Origin of the sequence: Streptomyces sp. NPDC086554 (assembly GCF_040686095.1) — a bacterium.
Lineage (GTDB): Bacteria > Actinomycetota > Actinomycetes > Streptomycetales > Streptomycetaceae > Streptomyces.
On the sequence record NZ_JBFBJK010000007.1, the window covers coordinates 305,063 to 328,429 of the forward strand.

The following is a 23,367-nucleotide window of genomic DNA, read 5'->3' on the forward strand; positions in this document are numbered from 1 at the left end:
CGTATGACGGGTAACGACCGTATGTCCGACAACAACCGCCGTCTACGCGCGTCAGCCCATCCAGCGGGAAAAGGGACCTGAAACGCCCGTATAACCGCTAAACAGTGGGTCGGGAGGACTTTCGGTGTTCAAGTGAACCAAAGCGGCAGATGAACGCTTTCGCGAGGACGAAGACGGACAGCAGCGGCAGGAATCCGATGAGGCCCCCGCGGAGGCGTGCCGTCGTCACGACTGCGACGCTTTCGCGCGCCTCAGCCGTCCCGGCGGGCGGGCGTCGGCCACCTGGGCACTCCAGTCACCTTAGGGTAGCCTCACCTAAGTTTATGTCGATCGGCGACCCGGAGGGGCGTGGGTGAGTCCTTCACATGTGTCCGGGCGGGACGTCCTGTGGGACACGGTCGGGCGGCAGCGCAGGGACGTCGCGCTCGGCGCGCTCCTCGGCTCCGGGCACCAGGTCGGAGAGGCCCTGGTACCGGTCCTGATCGGCATCGTGATCGACCGGGCAGTGACCGGATCCGACACGGGCGCCCTGCTCCTGTGGCTCGCCGTCCTCGCCGTGGTCTACGTCGGCCTCGCGCTGAGCTTCCGCTTCGGCGCCTGGTCCGGCGAACGCGCCGCCACGCAGGCCGAACACACCCTGCGCGGCACGCTCGTACGCCGCGTCCTGCACCCCGGCGGCGGAGCCGAGCACGGCAGGCTGCCCGGAGCCCTCGCCAACGTCGCGACGGAGGACGCCAAACGCGTCGGCGCCGTCAACATGGCGCTGATGGTGGGGACTTCGGCACTCGTCGGCCTCATCACCTGCGCCGTCGTCCTGCTGCGTACGTCGGTGACGCTGGGTCTTGTGGTGCTGCTCGGCACACCGGTGCTGCTCTGGCTCGGCCATCTCCTGAGCAAGCCCCTCGAGACCCGCAGCGCGTCCGAGCAGGAGCGCGCGGCGCACGCCTCGGCCGTCGCCGCCGACCTGGTGTCCGGGCTGCGCGTCCTCAAGGGCATCGGCGGTGAGTCGGCGGCCATCGACCGCTACCGCACCACCAGCCGCGACTCCCTGCGGGCCACGCTGCGGGCGGCCCACGCACAGGCCTTCCAGAACGGCATGGTGCTCGCGCTCACGGGCTGCCTGATCGCCGCGGTCGCGCTGGTCGGCGGCAGGCTGGCCGCCCAGGAGAGCATCAGCCTGGGCGAGCTGGTGTCGGCGGTCGGGCTCTCGCTGTTCCTGATCGGGCCCCTCCAGTCGCTCGCCTGGGCCAACGCCGAACTCGCCCAGGCCCGGGCGTCGGCAGGGCGGATCGCGGAAGTGCTCGCCGCGCCGAACACCGTCACCGCCGGGACGGGGAGTCTGCCGCGGCCGGTGCGCGGCGCGGTACGGCTGAACGGCGTCAGCCACGGCGGGCTGCGGGAGATCGATCTCGACATAGCGCCCGGCGAGCTGCTCGGCGTGGTCGCCACCGACCCCGCGCACGCCGCCGATCTGCTGCGCTGCCTGGCCCGTGCGGCCGACCCCGATACCGGCACGGTCGATCTCGACGGCGTGCCGCTGCGGGACCTGGACCCCGGCGAGCTGCGCGCGGCGATGCTGGTGGCCGCGCACGACGCGGACCTCTTCGAGGGAACCGTCCGCGACAACGTCACGGCCGCGGCTCCCGAGTCCGCCGATCCCGAGCCCGCGATGACGGCGGCCGGCGTGGCACAGGTCGTACAGACACTGCCGGACGGCGCGGACACGGCGGTCAGCGAGCGCGGCCGCTCACTGTCGGGCGGGCAGCGCCAACGCGTCGCCCTCGCCCGCGCGTTGGCGGCCGACCGGCCCGTCCTCGTGGTCCACGATCCGACCACCGCGGTCGACACGGTGACCGAGGCCGGTATCGCGGCCGGCATCCGTGAACTCCGCAAGGGCCGCACGACGGTTCTCGTCACCACAGGGCCCGCGCTGCTCGCCGTCACGGACCGCGTCGTGCTGATACACGACGGCCGGGTCATGGACACCGCCCCGCACGCCGAGCTGATACACCGTCACGAGCCCTACCGTCAGGCGGTCCTCGCATGACCGAGCCCACAGAGACTCCCCCGGACACCCGTGAGCTGCTGCCCACCGCGTCCCCGGCCCGGACCCGCTCCGCCGTGCGCGAACTGGTGCGCCCGCACCGCGCCCTGGCCATCGGCGGCTTCGCGGTACTGATCGCCGCGACGGCCGCGGGGCTGCTCGTGCAACCGCTGCTCGGCCGCATCGTCGACCTGGTGGCCGACCGGCAGCCGCCCGCCGACCTCAACTGGCCGGTCGTCCTGCTGATCCTGGTGGCCGTCGCGCAGGGTGCCACCACCGCGCTCGGTCTGTCACTCGTCTCCCGGCTCGGCGAGACTGTACTGGCGCGGCTGCGCGAGCGGTTCGTGGAGAAGGCCTTGCGGCTGCCCCTGGAACAGGTGGAGAAGGCGGGGGCGGGAGATCTCACCGCCCGGGTGACCCGTGACGTGTCGGTGGTGGGCGAGGCGGTCCGCCGCGCCCTGCCCGAACTGGCCCGCTCCCTGCTGGCCATCGTGCTCACGCTGGCCGCGATGGCCGTCCTCGACTGGCGGTTCCTTGCCGCGGCCCTGATCGCCGTGCCCGTCCAGGCGCACACCGCGCGCTGGTACGTACGTCATGCGGTGCCGCTCTACGCCCGTCAGCGCATCGCCACCGGAGCCCAGCAGCAGCAACTGCTCGACACCATCGCCGGCGCTTCGACGGTGCGGGCCTTCCAACTGGCGGAGCAGCACACGACGCGGGTGGACCAGCGGTCGCGGACGGCGGTCGATCTGACGCTGCGCGGCGTGCGGCTCGTCCTCGACTTCTACAACCGCCTCCACATCGCGGAGTACACCGGCCTCACGGCGGTCCTGGTCACCGGGTTCTTCCTGGTGCGGTCCGGGTCCGTGTCCATCGGCACGGCGACGGCCGCGGCCCTGTACTTCCACAGTCTGTTCGCCCCGGTCAACTCCGCGCTTGTGCTGCTCGACGACGCGCAGTCGGCGACCGCCGCGCTCGCCCGTCTTGTGGGGGTGACCGACCAGCCGGACCCCGAACCCGGACATCCGGGGGCCCGTACCGAGAAGCCCGGCGCGGCACCGGACGGAGCCGTCGCCGTGACCGGCGTCCACCACACGTACGAGACCGGGCGCCCCGTCCTGAAGGATGTGGCCCTCACGCTGCGGACCGGGGAACGGGTGGCCCTGGTCGGCCCGAGCGGTGCGGGCAAGACCACCCTGGCCAGGCTCATCGCGGGCGTACACCGTCCGACCTCCGGTTCGGTGCGCGTGACGACCGGCACCGAAGTGCCGGGCAACGGTCCGCCGGTGGCCCTGGTCACGCAGGAGACCCATGTCTTCGCCGGCCCGCTCGCGGACGATCTGCGCCTGGCACGGGCGGACGCCACCGACACTCACCTGCGCGCGGCCCTCGCGGTGGTGGACGCGGCGGACTGGGTCGATGCGCTGCCCGACGGCCTGGCCACGGTCGTCGGCGAAGGCGGCCACCGCCTCACCCCGGCACAGGTCCAGCAACTGGCGCTTGCCCGCCTGGTCCTGGCCGATCCGCCGGTGGCCGTGCTCGACGAGGCCACGGCCGAGGCGGGGAGCACCGGCGCCCAGCTCCTGGAACAGGCGGCCGACCGCGCGGTCGACGGGCGGACCGCGCTCGTCGTCGCGCACCGCCTCACCCAGGCCGCCGCCGCGGACCGGATCGTCGTCATGGAGGACGGCCGGATCGTCGAGAGCGGCACCCACGACGAGCTGAGCCGAGCGGCCGGAACGTATGCCGCCCTGTGGGCCGCGTGGTCCGACACCCGGGCAACGCCCTCCTAGTGGAACGTGGGCATCTCGCCCTCGGTGGTCGCCAGGTCGATGACGGTGAAGACGGCGCCCTGCTGGTCGGCAACCGTCGCGAACCGGCCGAAGGGGCTGTCCATCGGCCCGAACAACAGCTGGCCGCCGAGCTTGGTGACGGTGGCGATCGCGGCGTCGCAGTTGTCCACGCCGAAGTGCACATTGATGTGCGGCGGCACGTCGGGCGGGAAGTCCCCGTTCATCTTGAGACGGCCAAGCACCGGCTCGCCGGACAGCTCGAAGACCCGGAAGTCGACATCGTCGACGTCCATCGTCTTCGCCTCGAAGGGGAAGACTGCGGGGAAGAACGCGTCCGTCTTCTCGGGATCGCGCGTGTTGACTTCCGCCCAGCAGTAGGCACCCGGCTCGCCGGTCTTCTCGAACCCCTCATGGGTGTCGGCCTGCCAGGCGCTGAAGTACGCGCCGCTCGGCTCCTGGGCCGTCACCATCGTGCCGAAGTCACCGACCTGCATCGGCTCCATGGCCAGCGTTCCGCCGTTGTCACGGATCTTCGCGGCCGTCGCGGCGGCATCGGGCGCGGCGAAGTAGAGGTTCCAGGCGGCGGGGCCGTCCACCCCCGGCATCTGCGGAGAGACGGCTGCGACGGCCTTCCCGTCCGAGCGCGCCTGCGCATAGCCCCCGAACTCCTCCGACCCCACGTCGAACGTCCAGCCGAACAGCTCGCCGTAGAAGCTCTTCGCCGCTTCCACGTCCGGGAACATCGCGTCCGCCCAGCAGGGCGTTCCTTCGGGTTGCACGGCCATGGCGTGAGAACCTCCGGCTTCCGGCAGATTTCTGTCGACTTCACGCTATGCGCCGGGGGGCGCCACCGCCCGTCGAAAGCCCACCGGCGTCGCTCAGGGGCTGTCGGCCCTCGCCCGGTCAGTACCCCATGTGCACATAAGGGGCCCACAGCCATGGGCTGCGCGGATAACGCCTGCACAGGTCGCGGGTCACGCGGTGCATCGCCTCGGCGGGCGGCACGCCCTCCGCCAGGAGACCGTAGAGGGTCGAGGTGAACTCGGTGGCGTCGCCGTCGGCGACCTCCCACAGGGTGGCGATCACATGGGTGAAGCCCGCCAGCTGGAACGACGAGGCGACATGGCGGGCCTCATCGGCAAGGTGGTAGGGGCCGGCTGCGGATCCGCACGAGGCGAGGAAGACGAGCTCGGCATCGAGGGAGAGCGTCGTGACGTCCGGCAGCGACAGTGAACCATCCTGCAGCACGAGGCTGTTGGCGGTCCGTTCGAGAAGGCCGGCCTGCGTGTGGCAGGCGAAGTGGGCCCAGGAGTGTTCCGCGAGTTCGCGCAGCACGGCCTGCTTCGTGGCTGCCTCACCGGTCAGAACGGTGGTACGGGGAAACAGCTCGGCGAGTGCCTGCGCGTCCGCCGCCGCGTGCCGCAGGGGCGCCGCCCCGGGCGCTTGTGGGGTGGCGACCACCAGAAGGCGCGGATCGCGTCCGACGTGGGAGCGGCCGGCCCTGTCGTGCGCGGCGGCCTTGGGGCGCAGTGCGTTGAGTGTGGTGGTGTACGACGACATCACGTGGTCGGCGATCCCTTGCGCGCCGCCGCCGGTGTACCGACCGGCCGCGTGCAGGGGCAGGAAGCTCAGGATGCCGGTGGGGCACCACCAGAGCCGGGGAAGCGGGTCACCGCCGGGTTCGAGGCCCAGGGTCCGGACGACGGGTTCGACGATCGCCTCCCACAGCCAGGTGAGCGTGTCGAGAACGACGGTGCCCGCCTCCCACCGCTGCTCGGCGGACCGGATCGGGTCGTGCAGTGCGCCGACCGCCGAGCTGAAGGCCAGAAACTGGTCTGCCGCGGACTTCAGGTCGGCCCGGGGCAGCGACACACAGGTCACCGTGCCGTCGACGAGGACGATCGCGTCGCTGCGTGCGGTCGCGAGGTTGACGACCACCACCGGCCCGTCCTCGGTCAGCGTGCCGAGGTCGGGCACTCCCGGCCGCAGAAAGCTCTCGAAGCCGGGCAGCCCGCGGATCTCGTCGCGTACGCGCTCCCAGGAGCGGACGGTCAGCCGGTGCTCGTCCCGCGCGGGGCCCGGGACCTGGGTCGACGTACGGTCGGTGTTCGCGCCGAGGGCGGTCATGGCCTCGCCGAGCCGATTGAACTCCGCTGCCAATTCCGGTGCTTGCCGACGCAGGTCCGAGAGGTCGCGACGCGTCTCGGTGAGCTGTCCGAGCAGGATGCCCCGCCCGCGTTCGAGAAGGTCCAACGCCCTGTGGGGATCGCCCAGTTGGAGAGCGGAGGCGGCGGCCTGCGAGGCCAGCAGGAACTCGTCGGCGAGGAGCAGCTCGCCGTCGGACCGTGCGAGCCGGTGGCCGACCAAACGCGGCAGCAGGTCAACCGCGGCTTCATAATCTGCGGCCGCGCCTTCCCAGTCACCCAGGGAAGCGGCCAGACCACCCGCTGCCTTGGCTGCATTGATGCGTTCCGGAAGGGGGTAGTGCGGAGTCCCGTAGACCCGGCGCCTCAGTTCGAGCGCCTCCGCGGCCGAGTTCCGCCCCTCGCCGTCGCGTCGCGCCAGAACATGGGACAGCTGCAACAGCGCCTGCACGTACGGCAGATCACCCGCGCTCGTCAGGGCCACGGCTTCGCGCGCAACGGATTCGGCCTCGTCCAGAAGCGACGCGTGCCCGTCGTACTGACGGATTTCCAGCAGCGCACCGACCAGGTTCGCGCCCCAGACCGGCCGATCCGGATGGTCGGCACTCCCTGTGCGGATCGCTTCGCGCAGCAGCTCGGCGGCTTCCCTGGCGTCCTCCACGGACGTGCGGTCCCGCGCGCGGCCCAGCAGCACCACCGCCAGGTAGGACAGCGAAAGCGGACGCTCTTGGCTGCCGGGGGCGCGCAGCGCCAGGGACTCCCGGCAGAGGTCCACGATCGCGTCGAGTTCACGTTCGTACGCGGCGAAGAGGTCCGTGAAGACGCGGGGACTGCTCTCGCGTGCCCTGCGAGCCAGGTCCATGACCGGGGCGAACTGCCGGGTGTGGTGCAGCCTCGCTTCCGCCAGCCTCGCCATGGCCTCCGGCGTCGTGCGCCAGTCCTCGGAGCCCGACGCCGCTTCTTCGAGTACGTCGATGGCCTCGAGCAGCGCCGAGCTGTCCCGCGAGACGTCGTAGACCGAGACCAGGCAGGCGCCAAGCTCCAGCAGACACTGGGACCGGTCGAAGGAGTCGTCCCGGGCGAACCGCACGGCGGAGCGGCAGACAGGAAGGAGCTCGTCGAGGAGCCGCCTGTCACGCGTGCTCTCGTATGCGGCGGTGAGGGCGCCCACACATCTGCCCAGGAGCAGGCCACGCTCGTCGTCGGCCAGCGTGGGGTCTTCCAGGTAGCCCCGCGCCAGCCTGAGGGACTCGTCCAATGCCCCGTCATCCTGGGTGAGTTGGAACTCGACGCGGTAGGAGTCGATGAGGTTGATCTTCGCGCGGCGCGCCTCGACATGGTCCTGGGGAAGTTCGGCGGCCACCGATTCGAGGAGCTGTCTGCCCGCCGCGACAGCCTCACTGTCGTGGCCCAGTTTTCCCTGCAGCGTCAGCGAGTGACCCAGCTCGACGCGCACAGGGGCGTGATCGGGGTGGCGGGCATCCAGCTGCTCGGCCGCCGTCCGCAGCACGGCCACCGCGTTCCGGGCCTCGGAGAGGTCACCGGTGACCGAGGCCAACTCCTTATGGGCAAGACCTGCGTTCATCAACAGCGTCACGTAAGCCGGGGCGGTCGGATCCAACGCCCGTGCGGCCGCGTGGTTCAGGCCTGCCGATTCCCGCATGGCCTCCACGTCGTGCAGCATCAGCGCCTTCACGCGCAGCACATTGCCGAGGCAGGACAGGGCGCCGACCTCCTCCGGGGCCAGCTGATGCGCACGGCGCGCCCACTGTTCGGCCGCTTCGATGTCGTCCCGGGCGCCTTCACCGGCCGCAGTGCCGACGTCATCGTCTCTCCGGCCGCCGTGTGCACGAGACTTGAGGGCATTGGCGAGACCGACCATCCGGCTCACGTCATCCGGCCCCATCCCGTTCGCGCCATGGAGCGCGGACCGCAGGACCGCGACCGCCTCGTCCAGTGCGGCAACGTCGTCCGTGGCGGCGTGCGTCACCCGCAGACACATACCGAGGTCCGCCTGATGCGCGCGCCGTTGGTCGTCGTTCGACCCGGAGTGCGCGACGAGCGCGCGCAGCACGGAGGCCCGTGCGCGGAGCAGGTCGGGCTGACCCTGGGCGATGTGCTGCGGTACGACGACGATCAGCGCGTCGAGGATGTCACGCGCGCGGACGTCGGCCGGATCACAGGCCTCGGTCACGCGCTCGATGTACGCGCCGGCCTGTTGGGCCCACTCGACGGACGGGGTGCGCAGGTGGCCCTCGATGAGAGCGGCCGCCAGTCGCAGCCCGACCTGTACCCGTGTCTCCGGGTCCGTCGCCTTCTCCTGGACACGGTCCCATGCCGCCGCGGCAAGGGAGAGCAGCCGCGGATCGCATCCCGTACGGCTGCCCGCACGGTCGCGGTATCCGTCCAGCAGGTTTCCCCCCAACGGGCCGAGCAGCGGTACGGCCTGTTCGTCGGCGACCGACGCGAGGGAGTCGATCGTGCGCGAAGCCCAACTGAGCGCCTCCTCCAGCGAGTCGGGATCCCCGTCTCTCGCCTGCTGCTGCAGGAGGGCTTCCACCAGGTTGATCTGCAGCATCTCCGGGAGGGCGCCGATCTCCCGCAACATGCCGATGCCGCGCCGGAGCAGAGCGATCGCCTCGGTCAACTGCTCCGGGTCGCCCGTGCTCCGATAGGCCGTGGCACGGTCGCTCGCCTCGTTGCCGAGCCGCAGGGCTTCGTCGAGCAGTCGAGGTGTGGCGGACTCTCGCTCGAGTACGGCGTCGATCGCGGGCGGAACCGCATCCGGCCTTCGCGCCCACAGGGGGCGGAACAGTTCCAGAGCGTGGTGGAAGTCCGGGCCTTCGTACGTCTGTTGGGCCATGCAGCGGAACCAGTGGAACCAGCCCAGGGCGTGGGCCGCCTCGGCGCTCCAGGACGTGCGCAGGGACTCGGCGAGGAGCCGGGCCGCCGCGTCGGCCTCCGGCCCGAGCACCGTCTGCGGATCGGTGGTGGACGCGAAACGTTCGAGCCGGGCCTGCACAGCGGTGAGTGACGAGTTCCTCATGTTCTCCATCGTTCCACCGTGGTGGCTGCTCGGCGCGTGGTGCCCGTAACATCATGCGGCGACGCTGACCCGTTTTCTCCAGGAGCGACAAGGAGCAGCATGGAACGTCGGGGAGGGGTCGCGGCCTGGTGTGAGGCACTCCCTCTTCTACGCCGTCTCGCCGCGGCGCAGGGCCGCGCGGACGAGGTCGCGGAGCTGACGCGCCGGATGCGGACCGACAGCAGCGCGGTAACTCAACTCGACGAACTGGGACGGCAGTTCGGCATCCCGGGCGTCGGACCCAGGTCGGTGATCGGGGTGCCCGGTGTCACTCCGGGGGTTCCGGACGACGGACTGTTCGTCTGCCCCTCGGGCCGGTGCGACCGGGACTGGGTACGGGCGCCGGGTGTGGCGACGCCCGAATGTCACCTGTTCGAGGAGCCGTTGGCACGGGCGACGCCGGACAGGCGCCCCCGGTGAACCCCTTCCTCAACGAGCTCGCCAAGCAGCTGGCCGGCAAGTGGGTTTCCCTCCTCGTCATACCCGGGGCCCTCTTCGTCGCCTCCGTTGCCGTGGGCTGGCGGCTGCGCTTCGGAGGGTGGCCCGGCGACGAACGGTTGGTGACCGAGCTCCAGCAGGGCACGGCCTCGGGTGGTGAAATGGCCGCCGCCGTGCTGGGCGCCCTGCTGTTGTCGGCCTGGGCGGGGCTCCTTGCGCAGGGTTCGGGGAGAGCCCTCCATCGGCTGTGGCTCGGACAGTGGCCCGGACGTACCGGCGAGGCACTGGCCGGTCGCCGTCGTCGCCGCTGGGATCGCGCCCAGGAGCGCTATGAACAGGCTTACCGCCAGGGGCAGTCGGACGAGGCCCTGGCCCAGCTGGCGTACCGGCGCAATCGCATCGCGCTGGCACCTCCGGCAAGGCCGACCCATATGGGTGACAACATCGCGGCGCTGAGCACCCGCGTCAGGATCGAATACGGCCTCGACCTCGAGTACGGCTGGCCTCGGCTGTGGTTGGTGTTGCCCGAGGAAACCCGAGCGGTACTGGACGAGAGCAGGGACGCGTTCGACAGATCCGCCGCGCTGGCCGGTTGGGGCGCGCTCTACACGTGCGCGGGAACCGTCTGGTGGCCACTGGGTCTTGCTGGTCTCGGAACGCTCCTCACGGCCATTGTCCGTGGCCGGTCCGCCATCACGAACCTGGCCCAACTGATGGAATCGGCGGTCGACCTCCATGGAGCGAGCCTCGCCGCCTCGCTCGGCATCCCCGTTCCGGACAGCCGCGTCACACCGGAGATCGGCCGCGAGATCAATCGCACGGTACGCAAGGGGGCGTGACCTGTCGTGGCCGGGCTTCGGTGTGAACACGAGCGTCAATAGTCGAGGCTCGGATACCAGTCGTCGCGGCCCTGCGTGGTCAGGTCGAGGAGGTGCCAGACGGGGGCCAGGAGGTCGATGCCGCGCTCATCGATGTCGTCGGCCATGCGTGGGTGGGCGGAGTGGAAATGGCGTACCGTGCCGTCGCCGTCGCGGGTGAACACGGAGACGGTGGAGTCCTGCTCCCCGTCCTTGTCCTCGCTGCCCAGGTCGTACTTGAACGTGCTGCCGCCGCAGCTCAAGAGCCGCAGCCGGTGCCAGCCGCGGTTGCGGGCGTGCTGAAGCCGTCGATCCACAGGGTGCACATCGGGCAGGGGTCGGTCTGCAGCTTGCCGTACATGAAGTGGTAGACGATCAGCGGGCGGTCCGCGGCGGTGAACAGCTCACTCAAGGCGACCTCACGGACCGGTGAGTCTCCGGCGTCGAGGTCGGCGGGGCCCTCGACGAATACGTAGTCGTCGACGGATGGCCCCTGAGGAAGCTCCCGGCTCCCGCGTTCCCGAACCGGTTCTCTGAGTCTATTGCGGCTCCACGGAACGGGCCCCCAAGAACGATCGAGAGGCTTCGACGCCGCTCCAAGGCGCCGCTCCGGCGGCACCGGGAAACGCAAAGGGAAGACGAGAGGTCCCTCCCTCGACTCCCTCACCAAGGCCGAGCTCTACCAACGAGCCACCGACGCCGCTGTCCAAGGCCGCTCCTCCATGAATCGGGAAGAGCTCCTGGACGCCCTCCGCGGCGCTCGGCAGCACAAAGCCACCTCATGATGGCTGACCCGGCCTGCGGCCTGCCCGGAGCAAGCCGGGGCCCGCGCCCGCGGTACGGGCGAAGTGGCGATCCCTGAGCCCAATCGCCGAACCGGTGCAGAAGCCATCGACGGCCGACCTGCAGGGCATGCTGCCCGTCGCCGCGGACCGGACGGCGCCACCGCCGTACCGCCAGGAATATGCGTGCGGCGATGGATCGTCGCCTTTTGCCGCTGGCCACAGCCTCTCGCCGAACACTCACTCAGCAGCTTGTTGAATTCACCACGAACCGTGCCCCGTCCGGATCGCTCAGCACAGCCTCTCCCCCGTCAGGTGCCTGCTGCACGAGGCTGCCGCCGTGGCCCCTCGCGGCCTCGACGCACGCCGCTACGTCGGCCACCGCGAAGTGGATCTGCCAGCGGGGCCGCATCGCGGGATCACGCGCGGATTCGACCGCACCGGAATGAATGTGGGCCACCACGGTGTCGGCCCGGCTGCGCAGCACAACCTTTTCGTTCTCGTAGCGGACTTCGCAGCATCCTTCCGCCTGGGACGCCCAGCCGAGGACCTCCGCGTAGAAGATGGCCGCGTCGAAGGCATCCCGCGTGTGGAGCTCCACGAAGACCGGAGCCGCCCGGCGCCATTCCTCCCAGTCGGCGACCAGTTCACCCTCCCAGACGCCGAAGACCGCTCCGTCACGATCCGCCAGCAGAGCTGCCCGGCCCGGCGGGAACGAGATGGGCCCCACGGCGGTCGTCCCGCCGCGCTCCTGGCTGCGGGCCACGGTCTGGTCCGCGTTGGCCACGGCGAAGAACGGAGTCCACGCGAAGGCCTGCTGCGCCGTGGCCTCCACGGCGGACACGCCTGCCACCGGCACGCCCCCCACACTCGCGAACCTGTACTGCTCCCCAAGCTTGCCGCTGCGCCAGTCCCACCCCATGACGGCGGTGTAGAACTTCTCCGCAGCCGACAGATCACGCGTGGTCAAACTGACCCAGCAGGGCGCACCGAACACAGAACGACTGTCCACGACCTCGCTTCCGGCTGCCCTATCGCTGTTCATCTGCGTACCCGTTCTCAGGTCGATGGTCACCCGCGAGCCCTTTGCGGTCTCGCCTGGACTTGTGCAGGCCTATACCACCAGAGGACCGCGATCTCCTTCCATCATCCTCCCCGACTTCGTTCCGCGCGTCGTGCAGAGCTGATGCGAGAGTCGTCCCTCCCTCCGGCAGCCAGCCAGAGAATTTCAGCACGGTAAAGGGTTCGGATTTCTTTTGTCCGCCTTTATGCGGGGGCATCGAATTCGGGGACGTGAGCCCCGCGCTAACGCGACCGGAAGAGCAGCCGGCACAACCATCCCGCGCAGCCCGGCGGCCTCTCCTACCGGCCGCCCCGCTTCGCCCGGCGGGCCGCGTCGGCCGCCTCCTCCTGGGCCTGCGGTCAGCCCGTAAGAATTCCGGAAGGGCCAGGGCACCGAGGAGAGCTGTACCCGCGAGAAGCCATGCGACGGCGACGTAGTCGCCCAGTAGGGCACCTTCCCGGTTCCGAACGCCTGGCGCAGCATGCCGTCGCGTGTCCGCTCCGGGTCACCCGGAGTTCGTCGAGTTCCTTCCGCAGAGCGAGCAGAGTGCGCCCGTCGAATCCGGTGCCGACGCGGGTGCCTTCGGGCTCGGTGAAGCCGCCTCGAAGACGTAGTACGTCACGGCGACCTTGCTCTTCGCGACGTCGGCGGGCCGGGTGAGCCCCATACGCTTCTGGAGTCGCGCGAAGTCCGTCCGGCCGACCGGAACGGGACCGGAGCGTCACCTCGCCGTTCTCGCGGACCGCGAGCACCCGTCACTGAGCGTCGCCGGCATCGGCGAGGCCGCCAGTTCGCCCCCGGCGCTGCATCGCGGGTGTGGCTGTCCAGGTCGGGCCGCAGCGTGTCCGGCAGGCCGGTCACCCCTACTCACCGCCGTTCGGGTCCCATCTCGGCGCGTTCGGATCCTCGGCGACCTGGCGCAGCGTACGCCCACTGCGCGCCGAGCGGGCTCGCCGCGGGTCCGGCGTTCCACCGCCCGTGCCGCGCCCGGAGCCGGTCCGCACGAGCAGCCACGTCGGCTTCCCCGCGGACCCACCGCTCTTCTCCTCGCGGCCGTGGAACCGGGTGAGGGCGAACTGCCCGTGCAGCTTCCTGCCATGCAGATCGAATGTGGCATGGCCCTTTTCCAGGGCCTCGCCGAAGGACACCGGCCGGTCGCGCTTGTCGTGACTGGTCGGACGGTAGGTGCCGCGGTCCCAGACGATGACGGTCCCGCCACCGTACTCGCCCTCGGGAATCACGCCTTCGAAGTCCCTGTACTCCAGGGGATGGTCCTCAGTGGGGATGGCGAGCCGCTTGTCGTGCGGATCCGTGGAAGGACCCTTGGGGACCGACCAGGACTTGAGCACACCGTCGACCTCGAGACGGAAGTCGAAATGCATCGTGCTCGCGTCGTGGATCTGCACCACGAACGTCGGCCCACCTTCAGCCTCCGGCGCGGCTTCGCCCTGCGCCGTCCGCTCGCCGCTGGGCTCGCTCGTCCTGTCGAAGTTCCGCTTCCTGCGGTAGGTCCGCAGCCCATCCTTCTCACTCACGGCGGCCCTCCTTCTGTCGGCTCACCCCTGTCAGCTCGCTGGTGCGTTCGAACACCGGGAGCCCGTGATCGTCACCGGCCCGCACCTCTCAGCTCATCATGATCCGCGAAGCCGTGCCGGGCGTCGGCGATGAGAACAACCGACTCGTCTGAAGCCCGACGTGTTCCGGTGATCGACGGCACCGGCCTCGTGCGCATGGTTGCCCTCGCGGACGTCGCCCGGGCCGCGCCGTGAGAGTCCGGACCAAGGGTTCTTCTCGAGGCGGTCTCCAAGGTCGGTCACCGTCCAACTGCGGGCAGTGAGCCCCGGTGCATCCAGTTCATCTCAGGCCAACGGAACCGCGACGGGGGCACTCGGCCTGGCTTACGGGCGTCCTCATCGCGCCGGTTGAGTGGTACGACGACGTGCAGACCGCGTGAGCCCGTGGTCATCAGGCCCGAGGGAAGGTCCAGGTCGTCAAGCAGCTCATGCAGGCGATGAGCCGCATGGCGTACGGGCTCGAAGTCGTCAGCGGGCGGGTCCAGGTCGAAGACCAGGCGGTCGGGGTTGCGCGGCTTGTCGGCGCGGCTCAGCCAGCGGTGCGGAGTGATACACGCCTGGCCCGCGAGGTAGACCAGGGTCGCTGTGTCGTCGCAGACCACATGCGTTACTTCACCTCCCTCCTTGGCCACGGTGGCGCGGTTGATCCAGTCGGGGAAGTAGTCGGAGACCTCCTTCTGATAGAAGCGGTCCGCGTCGATCCCGTCCGGCATCCGCTCCAGCATCAAGGGCCTGCCGCGCAGCTCAGGCAGCATGCGCGACGCCACGCGCCGGTAGTACTCGGTGAGATCGGCCTTGGTGATGCCATCCTGCGGGAACAGCTCCTTCTCGGGCCGATCTACTTCCACCTTGCGTCGTCCGACCCGTAGTTCAAGGGTGGCGCTCACGTGTTCACCCCCTGAGCAAGCCGACCGATCCTGGGCGAGCGACGGCCGCGCTATGCCGGTGGCGGGGGATCGTCGCTGAGGCGTGCGGCGCACTCCAGGAGCAGGGCGTGGACGAAGGCCTGCGGGAGGTTGCCGCGCAGTTGCCGCTGGATGATGTCGTACTCCTCGGAGAACAGCCCGGGAGGTCCGCAGGCGGCCCGGTTCCGTTCGAAGAAGCGCAGGGCACGCGCCGTGTGTCCCTGCTGGTACTCGGCCAGCGCCATCATGAAGCCGCACAGCAGGAACGCGCCCTCGGTCTCGGCCAGCGGTCGCGAGTCATGGCGGAAGCGGTAGACGTACTCGTCGCGGGCCAGTTCCTCCCGTACGGCGCGCAGGGTGGCGAGTGTTCGGGGATCGGACCCCGGCAGCGCGCCACGGACGGGTGGCAGCAGGAGCGCCGCGTCGACCCCCGGTGCGTCCGGTGCCCGCCGCCAGTGGCCGTCGGCGTGCAGGCTGGTACGTGACGTCTCGGCGAGGACGGTGTCGGCGAGTGAGGTCAGGCGCGCGAGTTCCCTGCCGACGCCGGGCAGCGCGGCGACCGCGCGCAGACCGGCGACGCAGCTGAGCCGGGAGTGGGTCCAGCGCCGGTCGTCGATCTCCCAGATGCCGGCATCGGGCCGGTTCCACAGCTGTTCGACCGCATCGACGGCGGTCTGCACAGCGCACCGGCCGTCGGAGCCCAGCCGGTCGGATTGGCCCGCGGCAGCCAGCAGTTGCAGGGCCTCGCCGTAGGTGTCGAGCTGGAACTGCTGGTTCACCCGGTTGCCGATTCTGTCGGTTCCTCCTGGGTATCCGGGCAGATCAAGCGTCTGCTCGGAGGGCACCGCACGGCCGGTGGCGGTGTAGGCGGGCTTGAGCTCCGGCCCGTCCTGCAGAAGTCTGGCCGAGACGAAGCCGACCGCGGAATCGAGGAGGCCGGTGGCGCCGACGCTCGCCGCAGCCATGCCCGCGTAGCACTGGTCGCGGATCCACGCATAGCGGTAGTCGTAATTGCGGCCCGCGCCCGCGCGTTCGGGCAGGCACATCGTGGCGGCGGCGACCATGCCGCCACCGCCGCTGGTCAGGCCGCGCAGGACGGCGAGTGCGTGGTGGGCATCGTGTGTCGCGATGGTCTCCGGGGGCGTGGGGCAGCTGCGTGCCCAGGATGCCTCGGTGGCGGCCCATGCCGTGTCGGGGAGCACCGGCTCGTCGGGCAGCGTGTTGGGCGACAGTTCCAGTACGAGGTCGTGGTGTCCGCCCGGAGGTACGGTCAGATCGAGGGTGAGCAACTCGCCCCCGCCGTACGGGGCGCGGGTCGATCGTGCCGCTGCCGCGCCGGCCCAGCGCCAGTTCAGCGGGCCGGTCTTCCCGGTCCACACACCATGGTGCCGCCGGACGTGGTCACTGCGGTCGCAACCGAACGCGCCGCGCGGCTCGAGCAACACCCGTACCCGTGCCGGACAGTCCGTCGCCAGGATCCGGCGCAGCAGCACCACGCGGTCGGGTTCGCCGGGAAAGGCCAGGGCTTCCCGGCACTCGACGGGACCTTCGCCAGTGATGAAGCGACTGCGCCAGATCAGGCTGCCCGTCTCGTAGAAGCCGCCCCATACGTGCCGAGGATCGAGCGGTGTGACGGCGTAGCTGCCACTGCCTCCCACGAGCGCCGAGAACACGGCGTCGGAGTCCCACCGCGGCGCGCACATCCAGGCGATGTCCCCGTGCGGGCCGACCAGAGCGCCCCGTTCGCCGTCGGCCAGCAGCGCGTATTCCCTCAGCACGTGCGGAGGGAACTCAGGCCCCGTGTCGATCGTGTCCGGCGTCGGCATGACGTGGGAGTCCTCTCCGTCGAAGTCAGGGGGCGGGAGTTGAGGGGCGGTCAGGAGATTCGGTAGGGCTGGGTTGCCGCTGCCTGTCGGAACGTCAGGCCGAGACCGGTTTGCCGACGGCGCCGGGCCGGCTCGATCCGCCTCCCGGATCGAGCACACCGTCGAACAGCAGCCGCTTGATGCGTGCGCGGTCGCGGAACCAGTCCAGGTGGCGGATGACGGGCACGGCGGCCGCCGCGTGGGCGTGCGGGTGCGGGGCGCAGTGCCCGGTGCATGGCTGTCTCCTTCACGGCCGTCGCTTCGGAAGCCGGGTAACCGCCCTGACGCCCGAGGAAACACCGGATCCCGTACAGCCGCACAGTAGAGGCCACCCGAAGGTGACCCCTACCTGCGACTCTTTCGAGTCGGGACGACAGGATTTGAACCTGCGACCCCTTGACCCCCGGTTGGGTGCGCGCGCCGTGTTCAAGCTCTCGAAGGCCGTAGCGCGTCGTTGGCTGTCTGCCAGGACCAGCACCAGGCAGTACCCGAAAATCTGCCTCTGAAGCAGAAAGTTCCGTAGTTGTCAGCGGAGGATCATCACAGCTCCCGCCTGTACACGCACACACAGCGCAGATCGGCCGGTGGGGAGTGCGCCCGCGAGCAACCGAGGGCTCGGCACGGTCACGGCGGTCTCGCCACCGTGCGGGAGCTGGTGCTGCGGATGGCCGCGGCGAGCCCGCATTGGGGGTACCCGCAGGATCGCCGGTGAACTCGCCGGCCTGGGCCGCCCAGTCGGCGCCACGACGCTCGGGCCCAACCTGGGCCCAGTTTCTGCGCACCCAGGCCTACGGGATCCTCGCCGTGGATCTCTTCCACGTCGACACCATGCTGCTACGGCGCCTGTACTGCATGGTGGTCATGGAAATCTCTACCCGTCGGGTGCACCTCATGGGCGTCACCGCCCACCCGACCGGCAACTGGTCAGTCCAGCAAGCCCGCAACCTCCTCATGGCACTGGACGACCGCGTTGACCGATTTGGGTTCCTGATCCGGGACCGAGATGCGAAGTTCACTGACGCCTTCGCCGCCGTCTTCGCAGCCGAGGCCATCCAGGTAACGAACGGCACCTGCGAAGCGTCCTGGCCACATACGAGGCGCACTTCAACATCCACCACCCCCACCGCGCCCTCCGACAAGCAGCCCCCTGAGACCTGCGGGCCCGGACGTGCCGCCGTCGAGCGGGTGGGCGTAGGGAGACCGGGAGGCGGTGGCCATACGGTGCACGGCCGCACAGATGTCGTGCACGACCTCGGAGTCGAACAGCGCCTTCCCGCGAGGGCCGCCCGTCGCCGACGGTGTCGGCGGCCTCGTACGGCTCGGCGCGCAGGCCCGCGTGGGCGAGCGTCACGTCGGTGGCCAGGCCATTGGGGCCGGTGCCGACGACGGCCACGTCCGCCCCGCCCTGCACCCGTCGCTCCGGCGCGACGAAGACGTGCTCCAGCAACCGGTCCCCGTTCTCCGGATGGGTGCCGTCGCTCGACAGCCCACGATCGGCGGGTACGCACCCCCCAGGCAGGGGGGGTGAACCCCCTGGTAGGCGGAGGAGACAGAGGAGTCGACATAGACCCGTTGCCGCCTCTTTGCGGGCTCTTTCTTGAGGCGCCGCACCGCCGCCACCAAGATCAAGTTCCAGGTCCGGCAACCGCTCGGACCGGATCTTCGATGAGGAGACAACGTGCAGATGAAGGCATCCCGACGTACCCGGATCGCCGGTGTTGGCGCGGTCACCGCGGCCGCTGTGCTGACCACGCTCGCCCCCACGGCGCTCGCGGCGGAGCCCACTCACCACGACGGTGGCAAGAGCAGCGCGGCCGAAGGCGTCGCGTACAACGACCAGGAGATCGTTGGGCTCCTCACGCTCGGCAGCGGCCGCGCCGCTCAGGAACACCCGGACGTACTCGACAAGTTCGGCATACCGCACCAGAAGGTGGGCTCGGCGAAGACCGCCGCCTTCACGGGGGCGCTGCGCAAGGCCGACCCGCAGTTCCACGAGGCCGTCACCGAGAACGTGCAGAGCGGCGACCCGTACAAGGTCGACGCCGCTCTCACCCGCCTCGCGGCCGACGTGAACAAGGTGACCGACAAGAAGTCGCTCCCCGACGGCGTCGCGCGTGGCTCCTTCTGGGTCAAGACGGACAACGTCGTTCTCCAGACCGGCACGGTGGCCACCACGGTGGCGGCCGTCGCCGAGGTGGGCGTGGTCGTGGTGGTCGCCTACCGGCCCGCCGACGACACCTCGCAGTTCACCCGCGAAGCGCTGAACGTCGCGGTGGCCAAGGCTCTGTAAACGTCGTAGTGATCAAGGCGCGGTGAGCGCCGAGGCTCTGTGAACACCGTGTGCGGTGTGCCGCCCCTCCCAGCCGGGCGGCGCCCCACACGTCCGAGGAAACGTACATGAGCGACACGTCCCAGGCCGTACGACGAGAGCGCCGGGCCTTCGTCACGGCTGCCGCAGCGCTGTTCGCCGTCCTGGCCGCCTCCATCTACTTCGCCATGCCGCGCAATGTGACCACGCAGCCATGGATGCCCCCGGTGAAGACCGCATTCTCCGCGTTCGTTCCGCAGGGTTGGGCCTTCTTCACCAAGGACCCGCAGAGCGAGCAGTTCGGCGCCTACCGGCCGCGCGGCGGCGGAGCGCGGCCCGAGAACCTCTCGCTGACCCCGCAGGGCAAGGCCGAGAACCTCTTCGGCCTCTCACGGCGGCAGCGCGCCCAAGGTCCCGAGGAGGCGCTGCTCGCCTCCAAGGTGCGTCACTGGGAGACCTGTCAGGGCTCCAATGACGACTGTCTGCGCGCGGCCGCGGTCCGGCCCGCCACTGCGGTGACCAACCCCTCCCCCCTTCCCTCGCTCTGCGGAGACGTCATCGTGACCAATCAGCGGCCCGTGCCCTGGGCCTATCGCGAGTTGCTGCCCGAGACCTCGCGCGTGACCCGCGCGGCGCACCTGCGGATCCGGTGCGATGGCTGAGACGGCATCCGGTGCGATGGCTGAGACGGCGAAGACCGGCGCGGTGGCTGAGGCGACGAAGGCCGGACCGAAGGCAACAGGGGCGTCGATCGCCGACCGAAACAAGTCGATGGCCGACAGAAACAGCAGGAACAACAGGAGCAAGAAGACAACCGCGCGAGCGACGGCAGCCCCGCCCGTGAGCCTTCCCGATGCTGTGGACCAGGCGCTGCGACGCTTCGACCCACGGTCGGTGTGGTTCGGCTGCGGCCGCACGATCATCGCCCTGGCGCATCTGATCACCCTGGCGCTCACGCCGTCCGCCGCGCTGCTCCACCCCCTCCTCGGCGAGCAGCCCTACCCGCACTGTGCGGGCGTGCAGGCCATCTCCACGTACTGCGTGGGCGGTGACGCGGTCTCCCAGGAGTGGCGTCGCTGGATCATGGTCGCGCTGCTCGCCCTGGTCGCCAGCGGATACCGGCCCCGCTGGACCGCGTGGATCCACGCCTGGATCGCCTACTCGATCGGCGTCAGCACCGCGCTGCCCGACGGCGGCGAGGCCATCGCGCGGATCGTCTGCCTGCTCCTGATCCTCATGGGCCTGGCCGACGACCGGCGTTGGCACTGGCAGCGGCCGACCACCGTCCTCGGCCCGCGGCGCCGAGGGGTGGCGTTCGCCGCCTTCTGGGCCCTGCGCATACAACTCGTGATCCTCTATCTCCAGTCCGGCATCAGCAAGTTCGGCGTCCCGGACTGGCTGAACGGTTCGGCCGAGTACTACGTGTTGCGCGACCCGGTCTTCGGTGTCGCCGAGCCCTTCGCGGCACCGCTGCTGCACATGTCTGGAAATGGGCTGCTGGTCAGCGTGATGACGTGGGGTGCGATCATCATTGAACTGGTGATCGCCGCGTTGCTGATCGGTCCGGAGCGCTGGCGGAAGCTGGCCTTCTGGATGGATGTGCTGCTGCATGGCGCCATCATCGCGACCATCGGCCTGTGGAGTTTCAGTCTGATCATGATCGGTTCTGCCGCGGTCGCCGCGACGCCGGACCGCGTGGAGCTCGCGGACCCCCTACCGCCGTCGGGGCGGCGGCCGGGACGTCGTGCCGTACCGCAGGACGGGCGATGAAACCGACAGAGAACCGACGTCCACCCCCACCTCGGTTAGACGTCCACCCCCCACCTCGGTTAAAAGGAGAGACACATGGTTGCGGACACCATCATCGCGTGCGGCAAGGGCCACGTCTTTTGGGGAAGCTGGGTTCACGGAGCCTCAGTGACCACCATCCGGCTCGGTCCACGCCGGCTGGGCAGGTGCAAGGCGGGCCGACATCTGGCGCTGCTCCGTCGCGTCGACGAGAGCGAGCTGACGGCCGAGCAGCGCGGCACCCTCTTCGACGCACCATGACGGGAGTACGCCTTGACAGGGTCGTCGCCGGATACCGCGGGCGCCCGCTGATCGGCCCCATCGACACGGAACTCACCCCTGGGGTCCACGTCCTGCTCGGACGCAACGGCGCCGGGAAAACCACGCTCATGCGGGTCCTGGCCGGCATCCTGCCGCCGCTCGCGGGCCGCGTGCTCCTCGGCGGCACCGACCTGGCCGCCCACCGCGAGGCGAAGCGCGCGATCGGCGTGCTGACCCACCGTGCCGCGCTCAGCCCGCAGTTGAGCGTGCGGGACAACCTGGAGTTCTGGGCCCGGGTGCAGGGCCTGGACGGGGCTCGGCGCACCGAGCGGATACGGGACGCGGCCGGGCGGTTCGACATCGAGGGGCTGCTGAGCCGGCGTACCGCCCGGCTCAGCAGGGGCCAGCTCCAGCGGGCCGACCTGGCCAGGCTCACCCTGACCGACCCGCACGTACTGCTGCTCGACGAGCCCATGACGGGGCTCGACCCGGTCAGCGCCGAGCACACCCGCGCACTCGTACGTTCCTGGGGCGCGCACAAGACCGTCCTCTACTCCACGCACAGCGTGCCCGAGGCGATGACACTCGCCTCGCAACTGCTGATCCTCAAGGGTGGGGCGCTCACCAGATTGCCGGTGGCGGAAGACCCGGAGCAAGCCGCGTCGCCGTCCGTGTACGACCTGCGCACCTCGCGCGGCGGCGGAGTCTGGGAGCGGGCCGAGCTCGGGCAGGACACGACGATCGGTGAGCACATCGCCGGGCTCGTCGCCAGGGGTGTCGAGGTCACCGACGTACGCCCCGTCTCCGTAAGCAGCGCCGACACCACCGGAGTCGGCACTGAGACCGCCACGCGGACTGCCATGGCAACCGCCATCCACCAACTCCTGGACGATCCCTCATGACCACTGGCGGACTCCTCGGCGCGCTGCTCGTCCGCACCTGGCGCCACCAGGGCCGCCAGGCCCTGCTCGTCCCCGCGGCCGCCGGTACGGGCCTCGTCGCCCTGCTGCTCGTGCTGCCGCACGTCTTCCCCGACGCGGTCCACGGAGACCTCGTCGCAGCCGACAACGACCTGGTCGCCGTGGCTGGTCTGCACTCCGCCACCGCCCGCGCGCTGAGCACCGCGTTGCTCGCCGCGCCCACCCTGCTCGGGGTGGCCGCCGCGCTGATCACGGGGGCGGTCAGCCGCGCCGTCGTCTCTGGAGACCTGTCGGGCGGCTCCATGGAGGCACTGCTCGCCACACCGCTCCGCCTGCGCTCCGTGTACCTCGCCTACACCGCGTGCGCGCTGATCACGGGGGCGCTGTCCTGGCTCGCCCTCGTACTCAGCTTCACCGGACTCGCCTGGGCGGCCCTGACGTTCGGCGGCAGCAGTGTCCACCTCAGCGCCGGATACCTGCTGTTGGGGCTGCTCGTCCCGGTCGCCTCCGTGCTGTGGGCCGCGTCCTCCACCGTGTTCATCGGTTTCCGCTGGCCCGCCGGGCTGCGGCCGACCTCAGGCCTCGGCGGGGGGCTCGCGCGGGCGGTCGCCCTGCTCCCCGCCTTGGGGGCGACAACGGCCAGCAGCCTGGCTCCGGGCGCTTATACGACGATGACGGGCTGGTACGTGAGCGGCACCGCGGTGCTGACGGCTGTGCTGCTTGGGCTGATGCCGCTGGTCTTCCGGGCGGAGCGGGTCCTGGAATAGCGGGGCCTGGAATGGTGAGTCAGGGACAGTGCCTGAACTGGTCGTTTATCGTCCCGGCGTCGAACGACCCTCGAACTTGAGCCGTGTTTTCGCAGTTCAGAGGACATGGGTGGCCTTCGCCCGATCCTGTGGCCGACCTTGCCCTTGCGCCTGAACACCGTCGTAGGCACGGCGCGTTGTACGACGGGCTCAACCGTGGCCGCCTCGACGTCGCACGGCTGCGCAGGACACTGGCTGGGCTGCCGCTGCCCCGGGCCGCGGACGGGCGTCGTGCTCGCCGCGGATGTCAGCCCGTGGCTGAGGCCGGACGCGAACACCTCCCCAGACCGCTCCTTCTGCCATACCCATGGCCGGGGCAAGAACGAGCACCGCATGATCCCCGGCTGGCCGTACTCGATCGTCGCGGCACTGGAGGTGGGCCCCACCTCCTGGACCGCCTTGCTGGACGCGATCCGACTGGAGCCGTGTGCCGACGTCGCGGCCGTCACCGCCGTCCAGGTCCGCGAGGTCGTCGAGCGGCCTGGTCGCCGCCGGGCAGTGGAAGCCCGGCGACCGGGACATCCTCCTGGTCCTGGACGCCGGTTACGACGTTCAGCGGCTGTCGTTCCTGCTGGCAGATCCACCGGTCGAGCTGCTGGGCAGGCTGCGGTCGGACCACCGCCCTCGTGGACCGCGCCGCGATCGCATGCGTACTGGAGCAGGCCGCCGACGGCCAGGTGGGACTCGACGAGCTCACTACCTGGGCCCAGACGGTGCACTTCGTCGACGGCCTG

At 70.3% G+C, this 23,367-nt stretch carries 18 protein-coding genes and 3 pseudogenes; 13 read left to right on the plus strand and 8 right to left on the minus strand.

Going from position 1 to position 23,367, the window contains the following annotated elements; translation table 11 throughout:
* Positions 1-352 precede the first annotated feature (352 nt).
* Positions 353-2,047: an ABC transporter ATP-binding protein gene (locus AB0O76_RS14415; protein ID WP_365489652.1), complete on the plus strand. Its 1,695-nt coding sequence runs from the start codon at positions 353-355 to the stop codon at positions 2,045-2,047.
* Positions 2,044-3,837 (plus strand): ABC transporter ATP-binding protein, encoded by a 1,794-nt coding sequence (locus AB0O76_RS14420; protein WP_365489654.1) that lies wholly within the window; start codon positions 2,044-2,046, stop codon positions 3,835-3,837. The genes AB0O76_RS14415 and AB0O76_RS14420 overlap by 4 nt, the downstream gene beginning before the upstream one ends.
* On the opposite strand, the gene AB0O76_RS14425 is transcribed toward AB0O76_RS14420, so the two are convergent.
* Both AB0O76_RS14425 and AB0O76_RS14430 read right to left on the minus strand, forming a co-directional pair.
* Positions 3,834-4,622, minus strand: a complete 789-nt coding sequence (locus AB0O76_RS14425) for a VOC family protein (RefSeq protein ID WP_365489657.1) — start codon at positions 4,620-4,622, stop codon at positions 3,834-3,836. The genes AB0O76_RS14420 and AB0O76_RS14425 overlap by 4 nt on opposite strands.
* Positions 4,623-4,740: 118 nt before the next feature.
* Positions 4,741-9,027, minus strand: coding sequence for a CHAT domain-containing protein (locus AB0O76_RS14430; protein WP_365489660.1), 4,287 nt, complete (start codon positions 9,025-9,027; stop codon positions 4,741-4,743).
* A 99-nt stretch (positions 9,028-9,126) separates the two neighbouring features.
* Here AB0O76_RS14430 and AB0O76_RS14435 point away from each other — a divergent pair, with 99 nt between their 5' ends.
* Together AB0O76_RS14435 and AB0O76_RS14440 are read left to right on the plus strand one after the other, a co-directional pair.
* Positions 9,127-9,486, plus strand: a complete 360-nt coding sequence (locus AB0O76_RS14435) for a hypothetical protein (protein ID WP_365489663.1) — start codon at positions 9,127-9,129, stop codon at positions 9,484-9,486.
* Positions 9,483-10,343: a hypothetical protein gene (locus AB0O76_RS14440; RefSeq protein WP_365489666.1), complete on the plus strand. Its 861-nt coding sequence runs from the start codon at positions 9,483-9,485 to the stop codon at positions 10,341-10,343. Before AB0O76_RS14435 ends, AB0O76_RS14440 begins: the two co-directional genes overlap by 4 nt.
* Before the next feature lie 35 nt (positions 10,344-10,378).
* Here AB0O76_RS14440 and AB0O76_RS14445 read toward each other — a convergent pair.
* Positions 10,379-10,722 (minus strand): annotated as a pseudogene (locus tag AB0O76_RS14445) (DUF899 family protein).
* Positions 10,723-11,387: 665 nt separating this feature from the next.
* Positions 11,388-12,188: a VOC family protein gene (locus AB0O76_RS14450; RefSeq protein WP_365489669.1), complete on the minus strand. Its 801-nt coding sequence runs from the start codon at positions 12,186-12,188 to the stop codon at positions 11,388-11,390.
* Positions 12,189-12,697: 509 nt separating this feature from the next.
* Here AB0O76_RS14450 and AB0O76_RS14455 point away from each other — a divergent pair.
* Positions 12,698-12,820: a hypothetical protein gene (locus tag AB0O76_RS14455; RefSeq protein WP_365489672.1), complete on the plus strand. Its 123-nt coding sequence runs from the start codon at positions 12,698-12,700 to the stop codon at positions 12,818-12,820.
* 249 nt (positions 12,821-13,069) lie between these two features.
* Here the strand turns inward: AB0O76_RS14455 and AB0O76_RS14460 are convergent, their stop codons facing one another.
* The 4 genes and pseudogenes from AB0O76_RS14460 to AB0O76_RS14475 all read right to left on the minus strand — a co-directional run bounded on the left by AB0O76_RS14460 (position 13,070) and on the right by AB0O76_RS14475 (position 16,737).
* A complete protein-coding gene (locus AB0O76_RS14460; RefSeq protein ID WP_365489675.1) occupies positions 13,070-13,741 on the minus strand; it encodes a DNA polymerase ligase N-terminal domain-containing protein in 672 nt (223 codons plus the stop codon).
* A gap of 96 nt (positions 13,742-13,837) precedes the next feature.
* A pseudogene (locus AB0O76_RS14465) lies at positions 13,838-14,667 on the minus strand (ATP-dependent DNA ligase).
* 50 nt (positions 14,668-14,717) lie between these two features.
* A complete protein-coding gene (locus AB0O76_RS14470) occupies positions 14,718-16,511 on the minus strand; it encodes a glycoside hydrolase family 15 protein (protein WP_365489678.1) in 1,794 nt (597 codons plus the stop codon).
* A gap of 94 nt (positions 16,512-16,605) precedes the next feature.
* The gene (locus tag AB0O76_RS14475; RefSeq protein WP_365489681.1) at positions 16,606-16,737 is read right to left on the minus strand and encodes a hypothetical protein; all 132 of its coding nucleotides are present in this window, start codon (positions 16,735-16,737) and stop codon (positions 16,606-16,608) included.
* A 1,050-nt stretch (positions 16,738-17,787) separates the two neighbouring features.
* Between AB0O76_RS14475 and AB0O76_RS14480 the strand changes: the two genes are divergently transcribed.
* The 8 genes and pseudogenes from AB0O76_RS14480 to AB0O76_RS14515 all read left to right on the plus strand — a co-directional run.
* Entirely contained in the window at positions 17,788-18,078 is a 291-nt protein-coding gene (locus AB0O76_RS14480; protein WP_365489684.1) for a hypothetical protein, read from the plus strand.
* 156 nt (positions 18,079-18,234) lie between these two features.
* On the plus strand, positions 18,235-18,840 hold the full coding sequence (locus AB0O76_RS14485) for a hypothetical protein (RefSeq protein WP_365489687.1): 606 nt from the start codon (positions 18,235-18,237) through the stop codon (positions 18,838-18,840).
* 107 nt (positions 18,841-18,947) lie between these two features.
* Positions 18,948-19,520 carry an SdpA family antimicrobial peptide system protein gene (locus AB0O76_RS14490; RefSeq protein ID WP_365489690.1) on the plus strand — a complete coding sequence of 191 codons (573 nt, stop codon included), beginning with the start codon at positions 18,948-18,950 and terminating at the stop codon, positions 19,518-19,520.
* Positions 19,513-20,628, plus strand: a complete 1,116-nt coding sequence (locus tag AB0O76_RS14495) for a sporulation-delaying protein SdpB family protein (RefSeq protein ID WP_365489694.1) — start codon at positions 19,513-19,515, stop codon at positions 20,626-20,628. Before AB0O76_RS14490 ends, AB0O76_RS14495 begins: the two co-directional genes overlap by 8 nt.
* Before the next feature lie 147 nt (positions 20,629-20,775).
* Positions 20,776-20,907: a hypothetical protein gene (locus AB0O76_RS14500; protein ID WP_365489697.1), complete on the plus strand. Its 132-nt coding sequence runs from the start codon at positions 20,776-20,778 to the stop codon at positions 20,905-20,907.
* Complete coding sequence (locus AB0O76_RS14505) at positions 20,904-21,809, plus strand: ABC transporter ATP-binding protein (protein WP_365489699.1); 906 nt, start codon at positions 20,904-20,906, stop codon at positions 21,807-21,809. The genes AB0O76_RS14500 and AB0O76_RS14505 overlap by 4 nt, the downstream gene beginning before the upstream one ends.
* A complete protein-coding gene (locus AB0O76_RS14510) occupies positions 21,806-22,594 on the plus strand; it encodes a hypothetical protein (RefSeq protein WP_365489702.1) in 789 nt (262 codons plus the stop codon). Before AB0O76_RS14505 ends, AB0O76_RS14510 begins: the two co-directional genes overlap by 4 nt.
* Before the next feature lie 125 nt (positions 22,595-22,719).
* A pseudogene (locus AB0O76_RS14515) lies at positions 22,720-23,249 on the plus strand (transposase); the annotation flags it as partial.
* Positions 23,250-23,367 lie beyond the last annotated feature (118 nt).